Origin of the sequence: Veillonella sp. AF36-20BH (genome assembly GCF_003602765.1) — a bacterium.
Classification (GTDB): Bacteria; Bacillota; Negativicutes; order Veillonellales; family Veillonellaceae; genus Veillonella; species Veillonella hominis.
In genome coordinates this window covers 322792-341622 of record NZ_QTLR01000002.1, presented here as the reverse complement: position 1 = coordinate 341622, position 18831 = coordinate 322792, and the positions used below count along the sequence as shown (strand labels likewise).

At 39.9% G+C, this 18831-nt stretch carries 18 protein-coding genes; 8 read left to right on the top strand and 10 right to left on the bottom strand.

Annotated features, from left to right (window positions below):
- Positions 1 to 85 precede the first annotated feature (85 nt).
- The 9 genes from DW000_RS04095 to dnaA all read right to left on the bottom strand — a co-directional run bounded on the left by DW000_RS04095 (position 86) and on the right by dnaA (position 9574).
- On the bottom strand, positions 86 to 403 hold the full coding sequence (locus DW000_RS04095; protein ID WP_004692937.1) for a YbjQ family protein: 318 nt from the start codon (positions 401 to 403) through the stop codon (positions 86 to 88).
- Positions 404 to 443: 40 nt separating this feature from the next.
- A complete protein-coding gene (locus DW000_RS04090) occupies positions 444 to 1925 on the bottom strand; it encodes an amino acid permease (RefSeq protein ID WP_120055225.1) in 1482 nt (493 codons plus the stop codon).
- Positions 1926 to 1935: 10 nt separating this feature from the next.
- Positions 1936 to 3837: a DNA topoisomerase (ATP-hydrolyzing) subunit B gene (gene gyrB, locus DW000_RS04085; protein WP_120055223.1), complete on the bottom strand. Its 1902-nt coding sequence runs from the start codon at positions 3835 to 3837 to the stop codon at positions 1936 to 1938.
- 77 nt (positions 3838 to 3914) lie between these two features.
- On the bottom strand, positions 3915 to 4163 hold the full coding sequence (locus DW000_RS04080) for a DUF370 domain-containing protein (protein ID WP_004692940.1): 249 nt from the start codon (positions 4161 to 4163) through the stop codon (positions 3915 to 3917).
- A gap of 13 nt (positions 4164 to 4176) precedes the next feature.
- Complete coding sequence (locus tag DW000_RS04075; RefSeq protein WP_120055221.1) at positions 4177 to 5079, bottom strand: DUF721 domain-containing protein; 903 nt, start codon at positions 5077 to 5079, stop codon at positions 4177 to 4179.
- Complete coding sequence (recF, locus tag DW000_RS04070) at positions 5066 to 6166, bottom strand: DNA replication/repair protein RecF (protein ID WP_120055219.1); 1101 nt, start codon at positions 6164 to 6166, stop codon at positions 5066 to 5068. The genes DW000_RS04075 and recF overlap by 14 nt, the downstream gene beginning before the upstream one ends.
- A 3-nt stretch (positions 6167 to 6169) precedes the next feature.
- Complete coding sequence (locus tag DW000_RS04065; RefSeq protein WP_004692943.1) at positions 6170 to 6403, bottom strand: RNA-binding S4 domain-containing protein; 234 nt, start codon at positions 6401 to 6403, stop codon at positions 6170 to 6172.
- A 157-nt stretch (positions 6404 to 6560) separates the two neighbouring features.
- On the bottom strand, positions 6561 to 7673 hold the full coding sequence (gene dnaN, locus DW000_RS04060) for a DNA polymerase III subunit beta (RefSeq protein WP_120055217.1): 1113 nt from the start codon (positions 7671 to 7673) through the stop codon (positions 6561 to 6563).
- 326 nt (positions 7674 to 7999) lie between these two features.
- Entirely contained in the window at positions 8000 to 9574 is a 1575-nt protein-coding gene (dnaA, locus tag DW000_RS04055; RefSeq protein WP_120055215.1) for a chromosomal replication initiator protein DnaA, read from the bottom strand.
- Between the two features lie 987 nt (positions 9575 to 10561).
- On the opposite strand from dnaA, the gene rpmH reads away from it, so the two are divergent.
- From rpmH to rsmG, 8 genes are all read left to right on the top strand, one after another.
- Positions 10562 to 10696 (top strand): 50S ribosomal protein L34, encoded by a 135-nt coding sequence (gene rpmH / locus DW000_RS04050; RefSeq protein WP_004692946.1) that lies wholly within the window; start codon positions 10562 to 10564, stop codon positions 10694 to 10696.
- A gap of 79 nt (positions 10697 to 10775) precedes the next feature.
- Positions 10776 to 11135, top strand: coding sequence for a ribonuclease P protein component (gene rnpA / locus DW000_RS04045; protein WP_004692947.1), 360 nt, complete (start codon positions 10776 to 10778; stop codon positions 11133 to 11135).
- A gap of 48 nt (positions 11136 to 11183) precedes the next feature.
- Positions 11184 to 11405: a membrane protein insertion efficiency factor YidD gene (gene yidD / locus DW000_RS04040; RefSeq protein WP_012865047.1), complete on the top strand. Its 222-nt coding sequence runs from the start codon at positions 11184 to 11186 to the stop codon at positions 11403 to 11405.
- 168 nt (positions 11406 to 11573) lie between these two features.
- On the top strand, positions 11574 to 12239 hold the full coding sequence (locus DW000_RS04035; RefSeq protein WP_004692948.1) for a YidC/Oxa1 family membrane protein insertase: 666 nt from the start codon (positions 11574 to 11576) through the stop codon (positions 12237 to 12239).
- A 9-nt stretch (positions 12240 to 12248) separates the two neighbouring features.
- Positions 12249 to 13046, top strand: a complete 798-nt coding sequence (gene jag / locus DW000_RS04030) for an RNA-binding cell elongation regulator Jag/EloR (protein ID WP_120055213.1) — start codon at positions 12249 to 12251, stop codon at positions 13044 to 13046.
- 190 nt (positions 13047 to 13236) lie between these two features.
- On the top strand, positions 13237 to 14622 hold the full coding sequence (gene mnmE / locus DW000_RS04025) for a tRNA uridine-5-carboxymethylaminomethyl(34) synthesis GTPase MnmE (RefSeq protein WP_120055211.1): 1386 nt from the start codon (positions 13237 to 13239) through the stop codon (positions 14620 to 14622).
- Between the two features lie 282 nt (positions 14623 to 14904).
- Positions 14905 to 16776 (top strand): tRNA uridine-5-carboxymethylaminomethyl(34) synthesis enzyme MnmG, encoded by a 1872-nt coding sequence (gene mnmG / locus DW000_RS04020; RefSeq protein WP_120055209.1) that lies wholly within the window; start codon positions 14905 to 14907, stop codon positions 16774 to 16776.
- Between the two features lie 124 nt (positions 16777 to 16900).
- A complete protein-coding gene (rsmG, locus tag DW000_RS04015) occupies positions 16901 to 17653 on the top strand; it encodes a 16S rRNA (guanine(527)-N(7))-methyltransferase RsmG (RefSeq protein WP_120055207.1) in 753 nt (250 codons plus the stop codon).
- 302 nt (positions 17654 to 17955) lie between these two features.
- Here rsmG and DW000_RS04010 read toward each other — a convergent pair whose 3' ends face one another.
- Positions 17956 to 18813: a methylenetetrahydrofolate reductase gene (locus DW000_RS04010; protein ID WP_004698072.1), complete on the bottom strand. Its 858-nt coding sequence runs from the start codon at positions 18811 to 18813 to the stop codon at positions 17956 to 17958.
- Positions 18814 to 18831 lie beyond the last annotated feature (18 nt).

Genomic DNA, 18831 nt, shown 5'->3' with positions numbered 1-18831 from the left:
TTTTTTAGTCACAATAATACATTACGACTTATTTATTTCCCTTAGGATTATATTAATAATTATATCTGACTTAGTCTATTATTTATTAAACTACAACGGCTGTACCATTGCATGTAATCATAAGCATGCCATTTTGTGCACCTACTGTGCTATATTGGAAGGATACGCCAATAATAGCATTAGCACCCAATTTAGAAGCTCGTTGAGACATTTCGTCGAGAGCTGCTTTGCGCGCATTCATCAAAGAATCTTCATAGCTACCGCTACGACCACCAACAATGTCTCGAATACCAGACATGAAATCTTTCACAAAATTACGGCCTTCTACGACTTCACCAAATACAATACCTTTGTACTCTTGTACAGGTTTATTTTCAATATGCATAGTTGTAGTAATAATCATAATTGTATCCTTTCTAATTGACTACAATATATTTTATATGTTATCTATCGAAGTCACGATCAAGGTTAACTTCTTTCAACGGCACAACTTTAGTTTTGTTGATGTATTTGTAACCAAGGTACACTGCGAAGAAGATTGGCAAGCCAATGTACGCAACGGATACGCCGTACCAGTCGATTGTATCGCCTGTGAAAGCGGAATAGTTTTGACCAGCAATGATGATGACGCAAAGAATGAACGCCAAGATTGGGCCCACTGGGAATAACCACGCTTTGTATGGCAATTCACTAAGATCTCTGCCTTGTGCAATGAAAGCACGACGGAAACGATAGTGAGATACAGCGATACCAACCCATGCGATGAAACCGCATAGACCAGAAATATTAACAATCCATGTATATGCCGTACCTTCGCCAATAAAGCTTGTAAGGAACGCAAATAAACCGATTGCTGTCGTTAAGATTAACGCAGGTACTGGAACACCACGTTTGTTAAGCTTAGCAAAAATTTGAGGTGCTTGACCTTCTTTAGCGAGTGCATACAGCATGCGCGTAGAAGAGTACAAACCAGAGTTACCAGCACTCAATACAGCCGTTAAGATAATAGCATTGATAAAGCTAGCAGCAAAGGCAAAACCAAAGCGGTCAAATACGAGTGTAAATGGAGAAATAGATACGTTCTCTACACTAGAGTTCAACAAATTTGGATCTGTGTACGGAATCAAGAAACCGATAACCGTGAAAGCACCGATATAGAACAATAGAATACGCCAGAAGATTGTATTAATCGCTTTTGGCACATTCTTTTCAGGGTCTTCCGCTTCACCAGCGGCTACGCCGATAAGTTCAGTACCTTGGAAGGAGAATCCTGCCACCATGAAGATTGCGAGGATAGATTCCCAACCACCTACAAATGGAGCTTCTCCTACTGTCCAGTTCGCAAATCCTGGAGATGTGCCACCGATGCCAAAGATGAGCATAAAGCCACAGAATAGGAATACGAATACGGTAATCACCTTGATGCTAGAGAACACATATTCACTTTCACCAAAGGAACGAGTAGATAAATAGTTCAAACCGAATAAAATGAGCAAAAACAGAGCAGACCATACGATGGCAGGCACATCAGGGAACCAATATTTCATGATGAGCGCCCCTGCTAATACTTCAGCAGCCAAGGTAATAGCCCAGTTAAACCAGTAGTTCCAACCTAAAGCAAAACCAAAGGCAGGATCTACATAACGTTTTGCATAAGTCCCGAAGGAACCTGGAATTGGTAAATATGTGGCCATTTCCCCGAGAGATGTCATGAGGAAATAAACCATGATACCAATGAGACCATAAGCTACAAGAGCACCACCAGGGCCAGCTGTACTTACGACTTCACCACCAGCAACGAATAAACCTGTACCGATAGCACCACCCAAAGCGATCATATTCATATGACGCGCCTTTAGAGAACGTTTTAGGTGTTGATCTTTGTTAGACGTAAACTCTACGTTATTATTATGATTATCAGACATGGGTCACCTCTTACAAATCTAGATTACGCACGTATTTTGCGTTATCTTCAATAAATTTACGACGAGGCTCTACCTTATCACCCATGAGGACCGTAAAGATTTTGTCGGCTTCGATAGAATCTTCTAAGCTAACTTGTAGAATCGTACGATTTTCTGGGTTCATCGTAGTTTCCCATAATTGTTCAGGATTCATTTCACCTAAACCTTTGTAACGTTGGATTGTAGTACCATCGCGGCCTACTTCATCAAGTTTAGAAGTCAACTCTGCATCAGAGTATACATACCAATGAGATTTACCCTTCTTGATTTGGTACAAAGGTGGTTGAGCAATATAGATATGACCTTCCTCTACCAATGGTTTCATATAGCGGTAGAAGAATGTTAACAACAATGTACGGATGTGAGCGCCGTCAACGTCCGCATCTGTCATGATGATAATCTTGTTATAACGGGATTTTGTAATATCGAATTCATCGCCAATACCTGTACCAAAAGCGGTAATCATGGAGCGAATTTCGTTATTAGCCAAAATCTTATCGAGGCGTGCTTTTTCTACGTTAAGGATTTTACCACGCAATGGTAAAATTGCTTGGTAACGACGATCGCGACCTTGTTTTGCAGAACCGCCTGCAGAATCACCTTCGACTAAATAAATTTCAGTCATAGATGTATCTTTTTCAGAGCAGTCCGCCAATTTACCAGGAAGGCTAGATACTTCCAACGCATTTTTACGGCGTGTTAAGTCGCGGGCTTTACGAGCGGCCTCACGAGCACGGCTTGCCATCGTTGCTTTTTCGATGATTCTCTTCGCATCTTGAGGATGTTCTTCAAAGAATGTTTTAAGACCTTCTGTAACGATAACATCTGTAATACCTTTAACTTCGCTATTGCCAAGTTTAGTTTTTGTTTGGCCTTCAAATTGAGGTTCCAACACTTTTACAGATACGACAGCTGTCAAACCTTCACGTACATCCTCACCGGAAAGATTGGACTCATTTTCCTTGATCAAACCAGATTTACGACCATAATCATTGAGTGTACGAGTCAAAGCAGCACGGAAACCAGATAGATGTGTACCACCGTCAATAGTATTGATGTTATTTACAAAGGACAACAAGTTTTCGCTATAGCTATCGTTATATTGCAATGCCACATCTACCACAACGTCATCTTTTGTATTTTCAATGTTAATAACAGTTGGATTAATTGCTTCTTTATTTTCGTTCAAGAAAGTAATGAAAGAAATTAAACCACCTTCATAGTGGAAACTTTCAACACGAGGTTCCTCTAGGCGCAAATCGCTCAATGTAATGCGAAGGCCTTTGTTAAGAAATGCCAATTCTTGTAAACGCATTTTCAATGTATCAAAGCTGAATACGGTAGTTTCAAAGATTTCTGCATCTGGCTTGAAAATAACTGTAGTACCAGTTCCTGAAGCTTTGCCGATTTCGTGCAACTCGGAAGTTTTATGACCACGAGCAAAGGAAATCTCTTGAACAATGCCATTTTGAGATACTTGAACCTTAGTCCATTCACTCAACGCATTAACTACGGAAATACCTACGCCATGAAGACCACCAGATACCTTGTAGCCACCACCGCCGAATTTACCACCTGCATGCAATTTCGTTAATACTAGCTCTACCGCAGACATACCAGATTCATGCATCCCTGTTGGAATACCACGACCATCATCGACAACGGTAACACTGTTATCTGGATTGATGGATACTTCGATATGTGTAGCGTAACCAGCAAGCGCTTCGTCCACAGAGTTATCTACAACTTCGTATACGAGGTGATGCAAACCACGAGCAGACGTACTACCAATATACATCCCTGGGCGTTTACGCACCGCGTCTAGACCCTCAAGAACCTGAATATTCTGAGCGCCATAATTTTGTTCAGGCATGAAACAAACTCCTCCTAACAATCTATCATACTGTACTTGATTGAAATAAAGTAACAAAACATGTACAGGATTAAACTTTATCTCTTTATTATACTATAAAACTCATCAATCCGTCTCATTAAAGTCTTAATACTGATACCAGATCCATACACACAATCATCTGTGACCACATATGTCTTGATTTGCTCCTCTGGCACCATGGCGATATATTCTAGCGTTTCATAGTGATGAATAGGACTTTTATGGGACTTTCCGCCCTTGGCATGCACCATCGTAATAATGGATTCTATGGGCACGGAAATGGTATCTCCAATATGAACGTACATAAGAATGCCCCCTCTACTTTTCTAATGTCCCATTAAGGGCATCGATTTTGCGTTGCTCCTCTTCAGCAAGGAACTTAGACCGATATTTATTACACAAATTAATAACGTGCTGATCCGTCAACTCATCAGGCTTTTTGTGGGTGATAAGCATAGCCACCATAAACATATGACGGCGATTGATAGATCCTTTATAAATCTTATCAAGGTAAAAGTATATGGATTCCCGCATCGCTTCTGCAAAGTCTGAAAAACTACACTGTATAAATTGCTGACAGTCGCTGTATTTAAAGTACGGATACTTTCTAATAACCGCCTTAATCTCCTTTATATGAGCCCGATGCAATTCATATTCACAGGTTGGACAGATTTCCTTTTTAGATTTCATATGCATGCCACATCGTTTACAACGATGGTATCCATGCTGCTCTAAATAGATTTCTCTCTTACGAGCCGTAATCTGTACTTTCCTGAAAGCAGCTTTTAATACTTCGTTATCCGTTTGTTTCAACGATGTATCGATAGCGTCTACGTCTTCTTTTGAAAGCACGATATCTGCAAAGTTAATACGTTTTGTAATAATTTGTTCATCAGGAATCGTGAGAGACGTATTAGTTTCTACTTTCACATAGCTCTGACGTTTCATGATGAAGCGAATATCGGTGATTACCTCTTGGCGGTAATACTTGTTGATAGCCTCGATGATACGACGTTTTTGCATCTGTAATTCCTGCATCCACATGGAATTATCTGCACTGATAACCATATTTGGAGGCTTGATGGACACAATTTTTGTATGATCCGCGATGACATCACCTACTACATCACGCCACTTGTGAACAAGGGTATTTAATTTATATTGTTCCAGTAAATTCAGTTCTGCTAAGGCCTTTGGTAAACAAAGATCAAGGCTGTCCATACTGAACTTGTCCCCCTTCACAAGAAATAAATTGAACGGATTTCAAATCTTTAAAATCGTGAATATCTGTAGTGGTAATAAATGTTTGAATTCGTTTATGAATAAACTGCAATAAATTCGTTCGTCTCGACTCATCAAGTTCGCTCAATACATCATCCAAGAGAAGAACTGGATATTCTCCTACCTCTGACTTGATAAACTCAAGCTCACTCAACTTTAAGGACAATACAGCGGTTCGTTGCTGCCCTTGCGATCCAAATTTCTTTAAATCCATCGCATCGGAAAAGAATCGTAAATCATCGCGATGAGGACCCACACTAGTGCTTAAACGATGACGATCCTGCGGCAACGCTGCTTTTATACGTTCGTAAAAGCCTTCCTTTGTATATTCCAATGAACCATTGTCCATATACGGCTGTTCATAACCGATGGTTAAATTCTCAAGGCCACCTGTCAATTTACGATTCATCAAATCGATGAGCAAATTGATTTTTTTTAAGCTTTCTAATCGTTTCTTTACAATAAAGCTCGCCATATCTGCTAGCTGCAAATCCCATTCTTCAAGAGGAATAGTATTCTTTCCTCTATATTCTTTTAGGACTGCATTACGTTGCTGTAACAGCCGATTATACTGCATCAATTGATGATAATATGTAGCGCTGGTCTGAGATATTTCCATATCGAGGAATCGCCTACGTCCCGAAGGAGTTCCCTTGATGAGCTGTAAATCTTCAGGACAGAAGATAACTGTATTTAATGTACCAATCAGTTCTTTTTGAGATATTTTTGTATCGTTTAATCGAATATCCTTAGGGCCTTGACGGAATAATTTAATATTTACCTTTTGAGGCGTATCTTTTTTCTCGAATTTTACAACTATGCCTGCTTCTTCAGCATTGAACATGAGCATATCTGACGTATCATTCGTACGATGGCTTTTACCAATGGTACCAACATAAATCGATTCGAGGATATTCGTCTTACCAGCCCCATTAGTGCCATATAGAACAATAATCTCAGGATTAAACTGTATCTGTACATCCTTATAATTACGAAACTGAAATAACTGCAGTGAGTCAATTCTCACCGATTATGCCTCCTCTTGTGTAATCACGAGGTCTACATCGAGACCTTCACAAGAAATCACATCACCAACGCGGCATTTCTTGCGTTTTTCCGTTACGACCTGACCATTCAAGGTAAGGATGCCTTCATCGATGAAAGATTTAATTTGACCACCTGTTTCAATGATGCCTTCTAACTTCAACAACTGATCAATTTGAATATACTCCGTATGAATGGGTACCTGCTGTTGCTCTTTCATAACGTTCTCCTAAAGTAGACAATTAACATAAGCATATATATCATACTGAGTCCAGGTCGCTCGCTGGGCATTTTTCTTCGAAAAATTGCACGCTCCGACCAAAGTGATGTGTGTCTCCCATCGTCGCTACCGCTCCTCTGTTAGCTCACACCCTACTTTAAGCATTTGTGCGAACTGGTGTTACTACGTATGTATAGTTTGGATTATTGTCTTGGCGAATGACAACAGGACCATTTTGTTTTAAGAACAAGTGGATATTGTCACCTGTGCTATGACGCAAGATGTCAGAGATGTAGCGACCATTGAAGGAGATTGTGAAAGGTGTGCCTTTAAATTCAACAGCTACGTCTTCTTTTGCCATACCGATTTCAGTATTTTGAGTAGACAATGTGACATTACTTTCAGACCAATCATAACGAATTACATTATAGCTGATGTCTTTAGCCAACAAGGATACGCGATCAACAGCACCAGCAAATTCGCGGCGATCAATTACAGCGCTAGAATCGAATTGGGAAGGAATTACCTTTTCATATTCAGGGTATGTACCTTCAATTAAGCGAGAAATAATATAAATAGATTCAAAATTGAATACGATTTGTGTGCGATTCCAAATGATATTGATCATAGCTGGATTATCTGTTGGTAATAAACGAGATACTTCAGCCAACGTTTTTGTTGGAATGATAGCGCGCATTGGAGTCGTTGCTGGTTCATCGATGGTAATTTTTTTAACAGCCATACGGTGTGTATCGGTAGCAACCATAGTCACTTCGTTTTCTTTGATTTCAAGAAGAGCACCGGTAAATACAGGACGATCTTCGTCAGTAGCAGCTGCATAATTTGTTAAATCGATGAGTTCTTTCATAGCAAAGCTATCAATGTTTACATGATCTTGGTCGTGAATTTGTTCCACCAAGGAGAAATCATCTGGGTGTAATGTAACAAGGTTAAATTCGGAAGATCCAGATGTGATGGTTAAAGAATTTCCGTCTTCTGGTTTGTAAATTTCGATAGTATCGCCAGGTAATTTGCGAATTAATTCTTGGAAATAGCGGGAACCTACTACTAAAGTACCAGGTTCTTTAATGTCTCCATCGATGGTTAAGCGAATGCCGAGTTCAAAGTCGTTACCTTGCAATTCTACTTGACCATTTTTTGTAGTCATGTAAATAGCGCCTGGTAAGTTGGAACTTGTTTTATTTTGAGATACCTTTTGCAATACGTTGATTGCTTTTTGGAGATTTGCTTTAGGGAATGTAATATGCATATGTTACTCCTTTATAATTTTTATATATTGTAAAAGCACTAATAATTACTTGCTTTGTTTGTAATATTCAATGTTTACTATCGTAGATGCTCTATAGATATTCTACGGTAGATCTATTTCTACTGGTTTTTTGATTGTTTGTTAGTTTTAGTAGTAGTAATAGTAGGGGTCTGTTTATATGTGTAAAAGTGATTTGGCGCCACTAACTGTGTGAATTATGGGTTGTGTATAACTATGTTGATAGTTTGTACTTACTTATCCACATATTAACATCAAAGTATGAGTTTTAGGATATCCACAAAGTTATTCACCGTATATCCACAGAGTTATCCACAGGTTGTTAATTTCTGTTTAATTTCTGCAACCATTCGTTTAGTTTCTTCGTTTTTTTCAATTTCCTTCGTTATTTTATCGTACGCATGGAGAATTGTCGTATGGTCACGAGAAAAAGCTGCTGCGATTTGAGGATAGCTTTCATTGATCATATCGCGGCATAGATACATGGCGATTTGCCGTGGAAATGCGAATTGGGCTTTTCGTTTCTTGCCGAGTAGGTCTTGCTTTTTAATATTGAAATAAGAACTTACAAAATTCTGGATGCTTTCAATATTAACCATATTCACCTCTTCGGTATGAACGAGGCCCGCCAAGGCGTGTTTTGTGTATTCTAGGTCGATAGATTCGAGACGTTGATCGATGGATGCTGTACCGATGAGTTTGGTGAAAGCACCTTGTAATACGCGGACGTTTTCGCTAAATTGCAATGCTACGTAGTTAATTGAATCATTATCGATGCGAATAATGCGATTCTTTTTATATTCTCGTTCGAGCAGTGACCTGAAGATGGCAATGCGCGTTTCTAAATCTGGATTTTCCATTGTGGCAATGTAGCCAGCTTGGAAACGAGAGCGAAGACGATCTTCGAATTGCTCCATATCGTTTGGCATCGTATCAGAGGTAAGTACGATTTGCTTGTTGTTATTTAATAATTCATTGAACGTATTAAACAGCTCAGTTTTCGTACTTTCACGGCTTTCAAGGAACTGAATATCGTCAATCATGAGCACGTCTATATTGCGGAATGTGTTGCGGAATAATTTACCTTGATTGCGCTGTAATGTTTCAACGAAAATATTCATAAAATTTTCGCTTGTAATAGACATGACCTTCATATGTGGATGATTTTCTTTGATAGCATTGCCGATGGCGTGCATCAAGTGTGTTTTGCCGAGGCCAGATGGACCGTATATAAAGAGCGGATTATAGTCTCCACCAGGAAATTCAGCTACATTTTGAGCGGCTCCAAAAGGAATGCGATTGGCATTGCCCGTTACATAATTATCAAAACGGTACGCCGGATTGAGATTAGATAGTGATAAATCTACAGGTACATTATCAGACTGCAATGTTGGCATTGTTTCTGTAGATTTCTTTGGTATCGCTACCATTGGTTCGTCTGGAATCTCCACAGGCGCTGGCGCGCGGTCGATATAGACAGGATCTTGATAGACTGGAGTGTAAAACTCCTCTTGATGAGTCTTTTCCTCTACTATAGGTGGTAAAGGCAATGGCGGTGCCACAACTGGCGTATCGATGAGACTTTCATCAACAAAGGTAGTATCTACACTCTCTTGATTGAAATCGAATAACACCATATCTCGATGGGAACCGATGACCGTAGTAATAGCATCCTGCAAAGCCTTGCTAATCTGTGGCTGCTGGTCGATTAAGTTTTTTACAAATGTTTGCATGACCCCAATATGGATCGAATGACTTTCGAGAGACATGGGAATCAACGATGACGTGACGCGCAAATACAATGCGTCAGGTAAATGTTGCATATTCTTTTTCGCCTCTTGCAATATATGCTCCCATATATTATTTAAATCAAATGATTGCATGACGTGCCTCTTGTGAATAACTATTGCAATAAATGTGTATAACTTTAGGAATAATGTGCATAACTATTGTAAAAGCTGTGGAAAAAACTATTATTCCTGTGAATAACTTGTGTATAACCTGTGAATAAGTAAAAATAAAAGTCTATTTTATATAGATAATTACTGACTTTTTAGTTTTTATAAACTAAAAGAGAAAAAATGTGGATAACCTCGAAAGTTATCCATCAAAAACCTATAAAAATATATAATTTTTCCTAATTTCAAGTATGATTGTACCAAAAAATAAGTAATTTGTCATTCAATCTGTGGATAACTTTTATAAACTGTTTATAATGTATATTTTAATTTTCTCTTGGTATATCTATTACTTTTGGGATAGGAAGTGAAACTACTTTTATCGCTCCATCCTGACGCAAGTCGCTCAAAAAGTAGTTTCACTTCCCCTCCTCCAACCATATAATTTTATGATTTTTATACATATAACCAAAAAAGTAATAGATATACCTTCTATCAATCTACATTAGATCTGTTTATAAAACGTTATCAACACAACTTAAATGAAAATCGGGGAGAGAAGTCAGAGGAAATTAATAGTATCAATTGTCCCCCTTTCCTATCAAGAGGTTAAAAGGTAATATTTGTTAAATCTTAGATCCGTATTCTGAAAGACTTTTAGATTTCCTATAAAAACTGATACTACTTTTTATACTGGTGGTAGGTGTATGAGTAGTCATTAGAGTGTGTTAGGAGCAGGAATAGATGTGGATTTTTGACCGACTTACGATGAGTATGGAGGGAAAAAACCACATCTATTCCTCCCCCCTATAAAAGTAGTATCAGTTTTAAGTTCTATCGGATTTAAGTAAAATCCACATGAAAGTCTTTCAGAATAGCCCTAAATGATTGACAAATTTACGTTTTACCTCTATAATTACCCTGTTATGGTATAAGTAAAACAATACAGAATGACGAGGAGGTGTTTTACTAATGAAACGTACTTACCAACCAAATACTCTTTGGAGAAAACGTACCCATGGTTTCCGTGAACGCATGAAAACTATTGGTGGCCGTCTCGTTTTGAAAAGAAGACGTGCAAAAGGCAGAAAACGCTTATCTGCATAATATAATAGCTGTTAGGCAGGAGAAAAAACTTGGCGCTGCTGCCAAGTTTTTCTATTCTTAGGACTTAAGGACAATGCATATGGATTATTGCCTTGATAAAGCAAGACGACTGACGCACAATAATGAATATCGCCTTGTGTATAAGCACGGAAAATACGAAGTAGGCCGTATGTGTGTACTGTATCGTATGCCCGTGGCAAAGCAACCTACGCGCATTGGTTTTGTAACAGGCAAAAAGGTTGGTTGTGCAGTGGAGCGCAACCGAGCTAGACGCCTGATGAAAGAGGTATATCGCCTCAATCAGCACGCCATTCGCGAAGGGTATCATATCGTAATTGTTGGACGTGGCCCTCTGAAAAACGCTACCTATGAAAAAGCGGAAAAGGAGATTTTGTATCTCTTGCGAAAAAGCAAATTATTGATACAAAATGATAAATAGGACCACAAGTTAGAGGCTTTGGTCCTTTTTGTGTATATGGAGGTTTCCATGAAACGCTGTATAACCATGCTTTTACGACTTTTAATTAGGTTTTATCAGCTCGCCATATCTCCCTTAAAACCTGGATGTTGCCGTTATTATCCGACATGTTCCACATATACTCTGCAGGCCATCGAAAAATATGGTCCTTTGAAAGGTAGCTGGATGGGTTTAAAACGCATTCTTCGCTGTCATCCTTTCCATAAGGGTGGCTACGATCCAGTTCCCTAATCCACGTGGGATTAGGCTGGATGCGTTCTGTGAAAGTTACTTTCATAAAAACCATCGAGCACAGTTTTGGAAATACCTGAGCATCTGTATGGATGAAATTTAGACCATACCATAACGATATATAGATGCGCAAAGGACGATTTGGGACTGTATGAAAAAGGAGAAACAATGGACTTTTTAAGTGGTATTTTCCAACCTATCGTTGATTTAATGAGCACATTGGTAACTTATGCGTTCCAATTGACTCAAATGATAGGTTATCCAAGCTACGGTGTGGCTATTATCCTTTTAACAATCGTTATTAAAGCGATTTTGGCACCACTTACTGTTAAGCAAATCAAATCCATGAAGGCTATGCAAGAATTGCAGCCTCGCATGAAACAATTGCAAGATAAATACAAAAACGATCCTGCAAAACTGCAAGCGGAAATGGGTGCATTGTATAAAGAAATGGGCGTTAACCCATTGGCTGGTTGCTTGCCATTGTTGGTACAAATGCCATTCTTGATCGCGATTTACTGGGCTTTGAAAGATTACCCATACGATCCAAACTTTGTACAATTCTTGTGGTTGCCTAGCCTTGGCGATCCAGATCCAATGTACATCTTACCTATTTTGAGTGCATTATCCACATGGGTTATGTCTCGTCAAACTAGTAATGGTGCGACTGGTGCAGCTGCGCAACAACAAAAGATTATGACAATCTTTATGCCTTTATTCATTGGTTACATTTCTTTGAGCTTCCCATCTGGTCTCGTTATCTACTGGGTAGTTTCTAACGTATTCCAATTGATTCAACAGCATTTCATTTACAAAAATTTGAACGCTAAGTAGGAGGCAATTATGGAATTTATCGATGTATCTGCTAAAACCATTGAAGATGCCATTGCTAAAGGTGTAGCTCAATTAGCCGCTGAAGGTCAAGAATTGGTAGAAACTAAAGTCTTAGAACAACCTTCTAGTGGATTTTTAGGCATTGGTCGTAAACCAGCAGTTGTTCGCTTATTCTTCACTGCTTTGGCTCAATCTGCTACTGCAAAAGAAGTAGCTAACGCAGAAGAACAATCTGTAGCTATTGCTTCCGAACCAGTGGCAACAAGCGAAACAGAAGTACAAGATACAGCAGTTGAAACTTCTGAAAATACTATAACGGAAAAATCTTCTAAAAAAGAACTTTCAAAAGAAGATCAACAAGAAATTGCTGAAAAAGGTAAACAATTCCTCGATGATATGTTTACACAAATGGGCCTCACTGTGGTTATCGAAAAGATGATGACGAAAGATAAAATCACATTCCAAGTACACGGCGAAGAGCTAGGTATTTTGATCGGCAAACATGGTCAAACCTTGGATGCTATTCAATACTTAACAAATCTCGTGGCTCACAAGGATGTATCTGGCCATTGCCATATCGTGGTAGATGTGGAAAACTATCGTTCTCGCCGAGAAGAAACATTGGTAAATCTCGCGAAACGCTTGGCTTCTAAGGTGAAACGCAACCGTCAAAAGGTTTCCTTAGAACCGATGAATGCTTTTGAACGTAAAATCATTCATACTGCCCTTCAAGGAGATAAAAACGTTGTTACCAACAGTGAAGGGGATGAACCATTCCGTCACGTTGTGATTTCGTACAAAAAATAAAATATAGTGGTGCAGCTTTCAAGTAGCTAGGATTTTCCGTTACTTGAGGGCTGTTCCCTTTATTCTTTAGGTTATGGTGAAAGCTAACCTAAGTTAATCTTCGCGCGGGTAAGATTGGTTTAGTTTAACTTTCACAGGCGAAGAACATATACAAAAATAAATACTAGATAATCGAAATATGGAGATATGTATGTATATAGATGATACAATAGCGGCCATTGCGACGCCGCCCGGCATCGGTGGGGTTGGTATTATTCGGGTCAGCGGCAAGGATAGTTTTCCTATTGTAAATAGCCTGTTCAAGAGCACTGGCACCGTTCCTTTGATGGACCGCCAAAATAGAACGATACAATATGGGACCATTGTGGACCCAGCGACGAACAAGACCATCGACGAGGTACTTGTACTATTAATGAAAGGGCCTCATTCCTACACGGCGGAAGATGTGGTAGAAATTCAGTGTCACGGTGGCATTGTACCGGTTCGACAAATTCTGAAACTCCTCGTCAATCACGATGTGCGCATGGCTGAGGCCGGTGAATTTACGAAGCGCGCCTTTATGAACGGACGTATCGACCTCACCCAAGCGGAGGCGATCATTGATATTATTGAAGCGAAAACGGAGGACTCCCTCTCCCTCGCTGTATCTCAGCTAGATGGGACTGTTTCGTCCTTTGTGAAAGATGTGCGAGAACAGCTCATCGCCATGATTGCTCATTTAGAGGTAACCATCGACTATCCTGAGGAGGATATCGAGGACGTAACGAGCCAAGAGGTTCGTGATCAATTACAGCCTATTTTGAAAGCCATGGATGATCTCTTGTCCACAGCGAATACAGGTCGCCTCATTCGAGATGGTATTACGACGGTTATTGTGGGTCGTCCAAATGCAGGTAAATCGAGCCTCATGAACGCTCTTTTGCGCGAAAACCGCGCTATCGTAACGGATATTCCGGGGACGACGCGGGACAGCATTGAAGAATATATGACCGTAGAAGGCATTTCTCTACGCCTCATCGATACGGCAGGTATTCGGGATACACAAGATACGGTAGAAGCCCTTGGCGTGGAGCGTGCTCGTGATTATATCAACAAAGCAGACATCGTGCTCTGCGTTATTGACGGATCTACTCCGTTAAATCCTGAAGAAATCGAAATTTTGACCTCTGTGAGCGGTTTAAACACCATCGTACTCCTTAATAAGTCCGACGTGGCACAAGTCGTTACAGATGAAAATATTAAAGAACATGGGAATTTTACAGCTATTGAACGCATTAGTGCTAAAGAAGGGGAAGGCTCTGCAGTTCTCTCTAAATGGGTACAAGAACTCGTCTATGGCGGTCGCGTAAAACAAGACAACAGCGCCATGATTAGTAACGTGCGCCACATTAGCCTTATGGAACAAGCAAAGGCACAAGTCGAACAAGCCCTCTCCTCTATCGACATGGGCATGCCTGTAGACTTTGTAGCTACCGACCTGCGCAGCGCTTGGGAACTACTAGGCGACATCACGGGCGATACAATTAGAGAATCCATGATCGACGAACTATTCAGTAGATTCTGTTTAGGTAAATAAAAGCAGGGCGGTAGTCAATGGAGGAGCTTGCGACGATAGGGACACTGCATCGCTTTGGTCGGAGCGTGCAATTTTTCGAAGAAAAATGCTCAGCGAGCGACCTGTACTCTGAGCTAAACCCAAGCTTCACTTTGTTCCGAACGTAAAATTTTCTAGGCTACAACGTAGCCTAAAGAAAATTCACAGTGAGGAACTGGACTCTGGGATATTCGGCCTCGTTGTTTTGAGTCAATCAAAATTTTACAATTAAGATAAGTAATAAATGTTAGGAATTCAATAGATATGTACACAGTAGATAATTATGATGTCATCGTCATCGGCGGCGGTCATGCTGGTTGTGAGGCGGCTCTCGCTACTGCCCGCATGGGTCATCGCACGTTGCTGGCGACCATCAGTTTAGATAATATTGCACTTATGCCGTGCAACCCTGCCGTGGGTGGTTCTGGTAAAAGCCATCTTGTTTACGAAGTTGACGCATTAGGCGGTCAAATGGGTATTAATGCGGATGCTACAGCTATCCAAATGCGTATGCTCAATATGGGCAAAGGACCTGCCGTTCATTCTTTGCGTTGTCAATCCGACAAGATTAAATACCAACATTTGATGAAACAAACATTGGAGAATACAGATAATCTCAATGTTAAGCAAATCATGGTGACAGAGCTTAAGGTTGAGGATGGCAAGGTCACAGGTATCGTTACGGAGCTTGGTGAATTTTATGGCGCTAAGGCGGTAATTCTTTGTACAGGTACCTATTTGAAAGGTAAAATCCTCATCGGCGATATCGATTATGTGGGCGGTCCAAATGGCCAACGCGTAGCGGAACATTTCTCTCAATCTTTACTCGATAATGGTGTTGAATTGATGCGCTTTAAGACGGGTACACCAGCACGTGTAGATAAACGTACTTTAAACCTCGAAAATATGGTAGTTCAAGAAGGCGATGCACATCATCACGCATTTTCCTTTATGGATGAATGGATTAACCGTAATGAAGATGTATGTTGGTTGACCTATACTAACAAAGAAACGCACGAAATCATTCATAGCAATATTCACCGCGCTCCTATGTATAGTGGCAAAATCGAAGGCGTAGGCCCTCGTTACTGCCCTTCCATCGAAGATAAAGTAGTGCGCTTTGCCGATAAAGAACGCCATCAATTATTCGTAGAACCAGAAGGTACGGGTACAAATGAAATGTACGTTCAAGGCATGAGTACATCCCTTCCTATGGACGTACAATATGCATTCTTGCGTACTATTCCAGGCCTTGAAAATGTAGAAATTATGCGCCCTGCCTATGCTATCGAATACGATTGCTTAAATCCAACACAATTGACACCAGCACTTCAAGTGAAACATATTGAAGGCCTCTACTCTGCTGGTCAAGCTAATGGTACATCTGGCTATGAAGAAGCGGCTGCTCAAGGCCTCATGGCTGGTATCAACGCAGCATTGTGGCTTGAAGGTAAAGAACCATTCATCCTTGCTCGCTCTGAAGCGTACATCGGTGTTCTCATCGATGATCTTGTAACAAAAGGTACAAATGAACCGTATCGCATGATGACAAGCCGCAGTGAATACCGCTTATTGCTTCGTCAAGATAATGCAGACATGCGTCTTACGGAAAAAGGCCGTGAAATCGGTCTTGTAAAAGATGATCGTTGGGCCAAATTTACAGCTAAAAAAGCTGCTATCGAAGAAGCAATGGACATGTTACGAAATACACCTGTCAATCCATCCAAGGAAACACAAGCTTTGCTTGAAAGTCTAGGTACAGCACCTATTAGAACAGGTATTCACGCTTATGATTTAGTAAAACGTAACGAACTCTCTTATGCCGTCGTAGCCGATGCATTTGGTTTGAAACGCTATACACCTGATGTAGAGGAAGCTGTCGATATTTCTATTACCTACGAAGGATACATCAAGAAGCAAATGGAGCAAGTCGATAAGGTTCGTAAACTAGAAGAAAAAATTCTTCCAAAAGAATGGGACTATACACAAATCAAGGGCATTTCCCTTGAAGCTCAACAAAAGCTCAACAAAATTCGTCCTCACTCCATCGGCCAAGCAAGCCGTATCTCTGGTGTATCCCCTGCGGACGTATCTGTTTTGTTGATCCAACTCGAACAATACAACAGAAGTAAATAAAAATAGCATGTAATAACATGCATTTTATATGAACTTTTTAGAAGATATTTCTTACAGATTTTAAAAGATATTTCCTACAGATCTTATTGTCCTATACATATTAGACAATTCATTAGGAGTACTTATGAAAGAAAAATATGATGTGCCTATAGCACCTCAGTCTGAATTTGTTTCGTACATGATGGAGCAAATGAGCCATTTTGGCTTGCCTTGTACGGAAGAGCAAGCAAAAGACTTTTACATGTATTATGCGCATATGATTGAAACAAATAAATATCTCAATTTAACGGGTATTACGGATATGAAAGAGGTCGTGGTTAAGCACATGATTGACTCCCTGTCCTGTTATGATTCTGAAATTATCAAATCTGGCATGACGATTATCGATGCTGGTACCGGTGCAGGTTTCCCTGGTATTCCATTGGCTATCTATGACCGTAGCCTCAAGGTTACCCTGTTTGATTCTTTGAAAAAGCGGCTTACCTTTTTGGAATCGGTTATAGATGAACTAAATCTGACGAATTGTACTACTTTACACGGACGTGCGGAGGATTTGAGTCATCAAGATTACCGTGAAAGCTTTGATATTGCTACGAGCCGTGCCGTGGCACGCTTGCCGATTCTTTTAGAATGGACTGTGCCATATGTAAAAGAAGGTGGCTACGTTGTTGCTTTAAAAGGCGCTATCTACGAAGAAGAAGTTAAAGAATCTAATAAAGCCCTTAGCACACTAAAAGCTACTATCGAAGAAGTAAGGACCGTTACTTTGCCAACCTTAGAGGATAAACGAGCAATCGTGTATATAAAGAAAATTGGAAAAACACCAAAACAATATCCACGTAAACCAAAAGAAATCAAAGACAAACCGTTAGTATAGCAGTTGATGATGTAGGCGTAAAAGCTAATATAAATTAATATAAATAAACCCCATGCTACATTGCTGCACAAAGAAAAAGAGGATGCAAATCTTAGATCTGCATCCTCTTTCCCTTTTCTTAGTAACGAATTAGTTTGGATTCCCTCCCCCACCCTATATCTATTAAATGATATCGTTTACAACAAAAGTTAAACGATTATATATTTTTGTACATAATTATATTAAATAAAACAGGAATACTTTTTTGAGCCGACTTAGCTTGCTTTGGAGGCGAAAAGAAAGTATTCCTGTTTGCATACGTATTATACGTGGTCAATAATATATAATGTTGTATCGATATCATTTAAAGGCATAATATGTACGCCTGCTGCCATTTTCTTGATTTGTTCAAGTGTTTCAATCGCAATTTCTGTACCCGCTTCTTTACCACCTTTTTCCATGCGGTCCAAGATTTCTTGAGTAAGGTTAATTCCAGGCACTTTTTCATGGAGGTATGTAGCCATTTTAAAGCTTTTAAGTGGAATCAAGCCTAGCATGATAGGTACATCGAATTCAGACATCTTGTCAATGTAGCGTTTTGCCTGTTCTAAATCGTAAATTGGTTGTGTTTGTACAAAGTGAGCGCCATTTTGAATTTTAGCAGCTAATTTTTGGCGTTCAATCTCTAAATCTGGAGCACCAGGATTACCAGTGGCACCGATGTAGAAGTTTGTAGGTGCGTCTAGGTCATTACCTGCAAGGTCTTTGCCTGCATTTAATGTCTTAGCGATGTTGAGTAGTCCCATACAGTCGACTTCAAATACGGATTGTGCAAATGGATGGTCCCCATTATCTGGTTTATCACCAGTGAGTGTTAAAATATTATGCACGCCTAAAGCTGCTGCACCGAGTAATTCAGATTGCAATCCGATAATATTACGGTCGCGGCATGTAAGGTGGAAAATAGTTTCAATTTCTTTGTTATGTTGTAATAAATAAGAAAGAGAAATTGGGCTCATGCGCATTTTGGACATAGGGCTATCAGCGATGTTGATAGCATCCACCTTCCCTTTCAAACGGGCTGCTTGTTCGAAGGTCTTTTCTGCAGAACTGCTTTTAGGAGGATCCAATTCAACAGTAATGGTGAACTGCCCTTGTTGATGTTTTTCTCTTAATGTCATCATGTACCTCGTTACTAT

What these genes read in the sequence shown, in the direction of transcription:
- DW000_RS04095 (WP_004692937.1), bottom strand. Translation starts at nt 403, where the DNA reads ATGATTATTACTACAACTATGCATATTGAAAATAAACCTGTACAAGAG.
- DW000_RS04090 (WP_120055225.1), bottom strand. Translation starts at nt 1,925, where the DNA reads ATGTCTGATAATCATAATAATAACGTAGAGTTTACGTCTAACAAAGAT.
- gyrB (WP_120055223.1), bottom strand. Translation starts at nt 3,837, where the DNA reads ATGCCTGAACAAAATTATGGCGCTCAGAATATTCAGGTTCTTGAGGGT.
- DW000_RS04080 (WP_004692940.1), bottom strand. Translation starts at nt 4,163, where the DNA reads ATGTACGTTCATATTGGAGATACCATTTCCGTGCCCATAGAATCCATT.
- DW000_RS04075 (WP_120055221.1), bottom strand. Translation starts at nt 5,079, where the DNA reads ATGGACAGCCTTGATCTTTGTTTACCAAAGGCCTTAGCAGAACTGAAT.
- DW000_RS04065 (WP_004692943.1), bottom strand. Translation starts at nt 6,403, where the DNA reads ATGAAAGAGCAACAGCAGGTACCCATTCATACGGAGTATATTCAAATT.
- dnaN (WP_120055217.1), bottom strand. Translation starts at nt 7,673, where the DNA reads ATGCATATTACATTCCCTAAAGCAAATCTCCAAAAAGCAATCAACGTA.
- dnaA (WP_120055215.1), bottom strand. Translation starts at nt 9,574, where the DNA reads ATGCAATCATTTGATTTAAATAATATATGGGAGCATATATTGCAAGAG.
- rpmH (WP_004692946.1), top strand. Translation starts at nt 10,562, where the DNA reads ATGAAACGTACTTACCAACCAAATACTCTTTGGAGAAAACGTACCCAT.
- rnpA (WP_004692947.1), top strand. Translation starts at nt 10,776, where the DNA reads ATGGATTATTGCCTTGATAAAGCAAGACGACTGACGCACAATAATGAA.
- yidD (WP_012865047.1), top strand. Translation starts at nt 11,184, where the DNA reads ATGAAACGCTGTATAACCATGCTTTTACGACTTTTAATTAGGTTTTAT.
- DW000_RS04035 (WP_004692948.1), top strand. Translation starts at nt 11,574, where the DNA reads ATGGACTTTTTAAGTGGTATTTTCCAACCTATCGTTGATTTAATGAGC.
- jag (WP_120055213.1), top strand. Translation starts at nt 12,249, where the DNA reads ATGGAATTTATCGATGTATCTGCTAAAACCATTGAAGATGCCATTGCT.
- mnmE (WP_120055211.1), top strand. Translation starts at nt 13,237, where the DNA reads ATGTATATAGATGATACAATAGCGGCCATTGCGACGCCGCCCGGCATC.
- mnmG (WP_120055209.1), top strand. Translation starts at nt 14,905, where the DNA reads ATGTACACAGTAGATAATTATGATGTCATCGTCATCGGCGGCGGTCAT.
- rsmG (WP_120055207.1), top strand. Translation starts at nt 16,901, where the DNA reads ATGAAAGAAAAATATGATGTGCCTATAGCACCTCAGTCTGAATTTGTT.
- DW000_RS04010 (WP_004698072.1), bottom strand. Translation starts at nt 18,813, where the DNA reads ATGACATTAAGAGAAAAACATCAACAAGGGCAGTTCACCATTACTGTT.